This is a genomic window from Metasolibacillus meyeri, assembly GCF_003049505.1.
GTDB classification, from domain to species: domain Bacteria; phylum Bacillota; class Bacilli; order Bacillales_A; family Planococcaceae; genus Metasolibacillus; species Metasolibacillus meyeri.
Genome location: NZ_PYWN01000208.1, coordinates 1 through 6,728 on the forward strand (window position 1 = coordinate 1; position 6,728 = coordinate 6,728).

The following is a 6,728-nucleotide window of genomic DNA, read 5'->3' on the forward strand; positions in this document are numbered from 1 at the left end:
CGCAGATATACCCGAGGAATCCGCAGATATCCATAAGAAAGCGCAGATATATTGAGGAAACCGCAGATATCTATGAAAAAACGTAGATATCCCCAAGAAAACCACCGATATTTCATAAAGTTCGCAAATATATTAAGAGAACGAAAAGAGATGTCTAATCAGGGGCATCCTTTTATACTAAAAAATCGTCCATTATAGGGCAATAGGAGATGACAGCATTGCTAGTAGCAATTGGCACACACAATAAGGCGAAAACGAGCGCAGTGGAAAAGGTAGTTCGTACATATTTTCCACAAGCAAATTTTATTCATATAAATGTGGAATCAGGCGTGGCTGCGCAGCCATTGTCAACAGAGGAAACAAGGCAAGGAGCAATCAACCGCGCAAAAAGCACATTGCAACAAACAGAAGCAGATTTTGCCTTTGGTTTAGAAGGTGGCGTGCAACGAGTTGACGATGAGCTGTATTGCTGTAATTGGGGGGCTGTTGCATTAAAGGATGGTACTGTGATAAGCAGTGCAGGCGCACAATTTGTTTTACCTATCGAAGTGGCTAATGAGGTGCGGACAGGAAAAGAGTTAGGACCAGTGATGGATGCTTTTGCAAAGAAAGAAAATACACGTCACCACGAGGGGGCAATCGGTATTTTTACAAATGGCTTAATTAATCGTCAGCAAATGTTTGAGCATATCGTTACATTACTTGTTGGGCAAATCATATATTTAACTTCTTTCAGCAATGTTTTGTACCGAAAGCGTAGCGTCAGGTACAGAAGTCACCCACCGCTATAGATGGCAAGATGAATGCAAGTATTAGACTCATTTCAGTGGGTGCCCAAATACATGCTGTAAGAAATTAAGCTTCCGGCGGATGTCACAGATTTTGAAGAGGAGTTTTCGAGCAAGCTCGAAAAAATCTGGACGCAATTACGCCGAGGCGTAATTGATATAATAAATAAGCAATGTAGTTGCACTATTGCTTCTAAATACTTTAAAATGTATGCTGTAATAGAAAGTGAGGGAAACTGTATGAAACGCAAATGGCTTCATGGCCTTGCAATTACGACACTTGCATTTACGCTAGCAGGCTGTGGCAAGTCGGTGCAGGAGCAAATTGAAGTTGGGGTAGCTAGCGCTGAAACAATTTTTCAAGAAGGCGCAGAAGTACCTAACATGACAATTGGTTCAATTGAATTGTTTGTACCTAAATCTTATACAGTAGAGCAAGGTGCAAATGAAATGAACTATATTTTAACAAGAGATAAAGATTCTTATATATTATTTGTCAATACGAATGAACAAGAGGATAGTAAACTACATTACGATAATTTAATGGCTGATGCAACAAAAAATGTAGTGAAATCTCAAGAAATGGAGACAGAAGGAGCATTTGGCTTTTCAGCTGTCGTCCAGCAAAGTGATAAACACTACGAATTAATTGTCAGCATCGGTGGCATTAAAATGACGACGATTTCTGAGGATCGCAAAATCGAAGAAAAGCTTAACACAATGATGCAAATTGTCCGTTCTGTAAAAATTACTAAATAATATTTGTAAGGCGTCCAACAATACAGAAGGGCGCTCTTTTTTGTTATAATTGAAAAAGATTTCAAACTAAAGCCTCCGGCAGATGTCATAGTTTTTGAGAGGACAGAGAGGCGTAATTGATTAAGAGGAGTGACAAATGTGAAATCTCCAGAGCTTGTAGAAGCACTAAAAAAACAACTGGGCGAGGAGCTTTTTGAGTGGTCTTATGATAAAGAAACCGATAAAGTGCGACTAGAGCATAAACGATTGCAACGTGGTATGGATATTTCATTGCCTGAAATAGCAGCGAAATATACAACGAAAAAGCAAGCGGCTATTGATGAGGTCGTTTATACGATTGAACAAACATTTGCGGCAATGCTACAGGAGCAAGAGGTAGGTTTTGCACAACTATCTGTTATTTATCCAATTATTCGTTCAGGCTCGTTTCCAAAAGTATCAAAAGAAGGACATGCGTTCGTCACGACAGAGCATACAGCAGAAACGCGAATTTTTTATGCACTCGATTTAGGAAAGACCTATCGTTTAATCGATGAAACGATGTTAGAAAAGCTTGCGGTGACAGCAGAGCAAGTGAGAGAAATTGCACGCTTTTCTGTTAAAAAGTTACCGACAACAACGAAAAAAGACGAAGTAGCAGGCAGCGTGTTTTATTTTATCAACCATAATGATGGCTATGATGCGAGCCGTATTTTGAATGACCAATTTTTAAAGGACATGGCGGCGCAAATCGAGGGCGATATGACGGTTTCTGTACCACATCAAGATGTGCTAATAATAGGTGATATTCGGGATGAAGTAGGGTATGATGTACTAGCGCAGATGACGATGCATTTCTTCTCGATTGGTGCAGTGCCAATCACATCTTTATCGTTTATTTATGATGAGGGCAATTTAGAGCCGATTTTTATTCTCGCAAAAAACAAAGTAAAAAAGGAGCAAGAGAAAAAATGAATGTAGCATACAATAAAGAGCATGTTGGAGATGTGCTTTTAGTACAATTAGCAACAGAAAAAATTGTGAAAACAGTAGTGGACAAGCATGGAGATGTCGCTTTATTAAAAGAGGAAGCAACAGGAGAAGTAAAGGCATTTAACTTATTTAATGCGAGCCAATATATCGAGTTAACAGCACAAGGAATTGTTGAGCTGACACCAGCGCTTGTAGAAAAAATCGAAGCAGCATTAACAGCGAATAGTGTGACATTATCATTAGATGTTGATTTTTCGCCGAAATTTGTTGTTGGTTATGTAGAAGCGAAGGAAAAGCACCCAAATGCTGATAAATTAAGCGTTTGTAAGGTGAATGTTGGTGAGGAAACATTGCAAATCGTTTGTGGTGCACCAAATGTAGATGCAGGACAAAAAGTAGTTGTTGCAAAAATTGGTGCTGTCATGCCTTCTGGTTTATTAATTAAAGAGGGGAATTTACGTGGAGTCGACTCATTCGGTATGTTATGTTCAGCACGTGAGCTAGAAATTCCGAATGCACCTTCTGAAAAAGGTATTTTAGTATTAGATATAAATGCTGAAGTAGGCGCAGCATTTGAAATTCCAACAAGATAATCATAGAAGAAGGAGCCGTCTGAAAAGTCATTTTGAGATGGCTCCTTTGTCATAAGGATGCGCAGGTATATATAATTTTTAGTGAATATTTAATAGGATTAGGTTATCAAAAAGTAATATCTTCTACTTATAGTGAATGGAGTGATGCATAGTGGTTTTAAAAAATAGAGGGCAAATTATATTGTTTTTCTCGTTCGTCGCATGCTTATTACTATTCATTATAGGGTTCAAGTATAAAATGGAGAATATATTGTACATAGCAAAAATTTAAATGAATTTGCAGCACAGATTTGGCAAAATAAAGAGGAGTATGGATTAATCATTGATTCCGTATCCGTTGATAGTGTGAATAAAAGAGTGCTAATTGGTATCATTGACTATTCAAAAGAACATGTGGAGATCATTGAACAAGTTCTGCATGAATATCCAATTGAAGTGATTCAAGTACAGCCTTTTCAAGATTATTGATGAGATGACTTTAGCAAATAGCTAGAGTCGTCTTTTTTTCGTTATTTCCACTATGTAATCACTGCCTCAAAGCCGTGAAATATGGTATGCTTTTAATATTCTATTTGCTAAAAATAATGAGGTTTTTACAGAAAAGAGTGAGCATATGAACTGGTTTAAAAAACAAATGAATAAAATTTTATATACAGATGAACAGTATGATGAGTATGAGTTGGACAATGAGCAGCAAGAGCGATTTGAGCAACCACAGCAAGCCAAAAAAACAGCGTTCCGATTCCCGCTTATTGCAGATGAAGAGCTAGTGGAAAAAAAACCAGCTCCACAGCAACGCCAAACGAATCATAAGGAAACAACAACTAGTTCGACATTTGAATTACCGAAACATCTACAAGGAGAACAGGAAGTTTATGATGTAGAAGTGTCAGGTATTCGAGAGCTATTAGCGCGCAGACAAAAAAGCAGAGGGCAGACGAATGTTTTTAGAAGTCAGCCGCAAGAACGTCGCAGTAATGTGAAAAGGGAAGAGACGAGCTTTTTAACGCCAACAAAATCACGTGTTAAAAACGAATCTCAGCAAACAACAACGGCCAATCCTTTAGCAAGTCGAAAGCGTTTCATACCGACAGATGTGCCATCTCCTGTTTATGGATTCGGTAAACCAAAGCCGATTGAGCAATTACTGCCGAAAAAAGAGCAGCCAGTTGTTGAAGAAATTGAAAATCCAATTTCTCAGGAAGAAATTTCTGTATTAGAGCAGCCGTCTTATGTAGAGGAAACACCACAACAGCAAGAGGTGGCAGCGACAATGACAGAGCAGCCATCTGTATCGACAATTGAATTATTCGAGGATGGTCAAGCACCACAACAGGTAGATGTGAATACATCTGAGTATAAGGATATAGAGCAACCGCCTATTATGGAAGAATTTGATTTATTAAATGAATTGAAGGTGGAAAATTTAACGATTGAAAATTCGACGATTCATATTGGTCAATTACATGTAGAGCAAACCCCTCAAACGGAAGCGAGCTCTGGAAGTCGTTTACCGTTCAATGTTTTAATGTTAAAGTCCGACAAGCAGAAGCAACTTGCCAAGGAATTTGTCCAACAGCATTTGCAACAAGAGGCGAAAAACGTAAAAGAACAACAAGCCCAACAACCTGAGGAATTAATACAACAGCCACCTACGCAGGAAGTTAGACAAAAAAATATTACAGATTCGCAGGAGCAACCTACTGTTCTGATTTCATCAGAATTGGAAAGCGTTCAAGAAGTAACAAATAATAATAAAGCCATCCAGACGTCAAGAAATTTAGTAGAAGAGCAGCCAACTGTTCATACAGACACAGTAGCTCAAGAAGCAAATTCTGTACAAAAACAGCTTTATGAAAAGCCTTCAACTACCTTTTTAGCACCGCCTGAGCAAAAAACCGAAGATTATGATTGGATGGAGCAGCAGGCGGAAGCTTTAGTGGAGGCGCTCTCCTATCATCAAGTAGCAGCGCAGGTCGAATCAATTATGCAAGGACCTGCCGTAACACAATTTGAAATTACGATTGGGCAAGGCACAAAAGTGAGCAAAATTCGCAATTTAGCAGATGATTTGAAGCTGGCATTAGCTGCAAAGGATATTCGTATTCAAGCACCGATTCCGGGTAAGCGTACAATCGGTATTGAAATACCGAACTTAATTTCGCGTGCTGTACGCTTATCGGAAGTAACGAATAGCGTCGGTTTTAAAAAATCGGAATCACCGATGGAAGCGGCTCTCGGCTTAGATTTAACAGGGAAGCCTGTTACATTAGATTTGCGAAAAATGCCACACGGTTTAATTGCTGGTGCTACAGGCTCAGGAAAATCTGTTTGTATTAACTCAATTTTGGTTAGTCTATTATATAAGGCTGATCCTCATGAATTAAAGCTAATGTTAATTGACCCGAAAATGGTAGAGCTTGCACCATTTAATCATATACCACATTTAGTAAGCCCTGTTATTACAGATGTAAAGGCAGCAGCGGCAGCTTTAAAATGGGCGGTTGAGGAAATGGAGCGTCGTTATCAGCTATTTATGCATGCGGAAGTGCGTGATATTACGCGCTTTAATGCGATAGCAGAGGCAAATGGTCAGCATGCACAAAAACTACCCTATTTATTAATTGTCATTGATGAGTTAGCTGACTTGATGATGATGGCACCTACAGATGTAGAAGATGCAATTTGTCGTATTGCACAAAAAGCGCGCGCATGTGGTATTCACTTAATTGTTGCAACACAGCGACCTTCTGTAGATGTCATTACAGGCTTAATTAAAGCGAATATTCCAACGCGTATTGCTTTTGCTGTATCATCACAAATCGACTCACGTACAATTCTTGATATTCAAGGAGCCGAGCGCTTACTTGGACGTGGGGATATGTTGTATTTAGGAAATGGTATGTCAGCACCACAACGAATTCAAGGAACATTTGTAACAGATGATGAGATTGAAGAGGTTATTCGCTATGTGCGTAGTCAAGGACAGCCAGATTACATTTTTGAGCAAGAAGAGCTATTGAAAAAAGTTGAAACAATCGAAGCGCAAGATGAGCTTTTTGAAGAAGTATGTCGATTTGTTTATGAGCAAGGAGCTGTTTCTACATCGTCAATCCAGCGTAAATATCACATCGGCTATAATCGTGCAGCAAGATTAGTGGAGATGCTAGAAAAGCATGGGTTTGTATCAGAGCAACGAGGAAGTAAGCCGCGAGAGTCGTTAATTACAGAATCAGATTTAGAAAACTTATAGTATAGGTGCCAGGCACACAAACAATTCTGACAATTTTCTGTCTAAAAAGCGAGACGATAAAGAGCTTTTTAGGCAGCCTATTTACAGCAAAATTTAGAATAGTCGTTCATTTATTGTTCTACATATTTAATGCTATAATAAATTAGTATTTTTTATCCCGCATTAACGGACAGTAATGTTTTATGTATCGAAAGCGTAGCGCCAATGTTTATTGTACCGAAAGCAAATGTTTTCTGTGCGAAAGCGAAGCGCCAGCAACAACGCGACAGGTACAGATACAAGACGCCCACCTCAAGACTTGAGAAAAATAAAAAGGATAGGTGGGCGATAACTGTCCGTAAAAGCCCGATTGGTTCAACTAAC

6 protein-coding genes are annotated in these 6,728 nt (G+C 38.9%); 5 read left to right on the forward strand and 1 reads right to left on the reverse strand.

The genetic code is table 11. The features are described from left to right. Positions 1–218: 218 nt before the first annotated feature. The 5 genes from C9J34_RS20780 to C9J34_RS20800 all read left to right on the forward strand — a co-directional run bounded on the left by C9J34_RS20780 (position 219) and on the right by C9J34_RS20800 (position 6,365). Complete coding sequence (locus C9J34_RS20780) at positions 219–791, forward strand: DUF84 family protein (RefSeq protein ID WP_193769128.1); 573 nt, start codon at positions 219–221, stop codon at positions 789–791. Between the two features lie 237 nt (positions 792–1,028). Next, the gene (locus C9J34_RS20785; RefSeq protein WP_107842074.1) at positions 1,029–1,547 is read left to right on the forward strand and encodes a hypothetical protein; all 519 of its coding nucleotides are present in this window, start codon (positions 1,029–1,031) and stop codon (positions 1,545–1,547) included. Between the two features lie 138 nt (positions 1,548–1,685). Continuing rightward, positions 1,686–2,501 carry a DUF1444 domain-containing protein gene (locus tag C9J34_RS20790; protein WP_107842075.1) on the forward strand — a complete coding sequence of 272 codons (816 nt, stop codon included), beginning with the start codon at positions 1,686–1,688 and terminating at the stop codon, positions 2,499–2,501. Then, on the forward strand, positions 2,498–3,112 hold the full coding sequence (ytpR, locus tag C9J34_RS20795; RefSeq protein WP_107842076.1) for a YtpR family tRNA-binding protein: 615 nt from the start codon (positions 2,498–2,500) through the stop codon (positions 3,110–3,112). Before C9J34_RS20790 ends, ytpR begins: the two co-directional genes overlap by 4 nt. 613 nt (positions 3,113–3,725) lie before the next feature. After that, positions 3,726–6,365 (forward strand): DNA translocase FtsK, encoded by a 2,640-nt coding sequence (locus tag C9J34_RS20800; RefSeq protein ID WP_107842077.1) that lies wholly within the window; start codon positions 3,726–3,728, stop codon positions 6,363–6,365. A gap of 152 nt (positions 6,366–6,517) precedes the next feature. On the opposite strand, the gene C9J34_RS22505 is transcribed toward C9J34_RS20800, so the two are convergent. Beyond that, positions 6,518–6,728, reverse strand: a 211-nt coding sequence (locus C9J34_RS22505) for a hypothetical protein (RefSeq protein ID WP_238600741.1), incomplete at its 5' end; no start/stop codon positions are given.

What these genes read in the sequence shown, in the direction of transcription:
- ytpR (WP_107842076.1), top strand. Translation starts at nt 2,498, where the DNA reads ATGAATGTAGCATACAATAAAGAGCATGTTGGAGATGTGCTTTTAGTA.
- C9J34_RS20785 (WP_107842074.1), top strand. Translation starts at nt 1,029, where the DNA reads ATGAAACGCAAATGGCTTCATGGCCTTGCAATTACGACACTTGCATTT.
- C9J34_RS20800 (WP_107842077.1), top strand. Translation starts at nt 3,726, where the DNA reads ATGAACTGGTTTAAAAAACAAATGAATAAAATTTTATATACAGATGAA.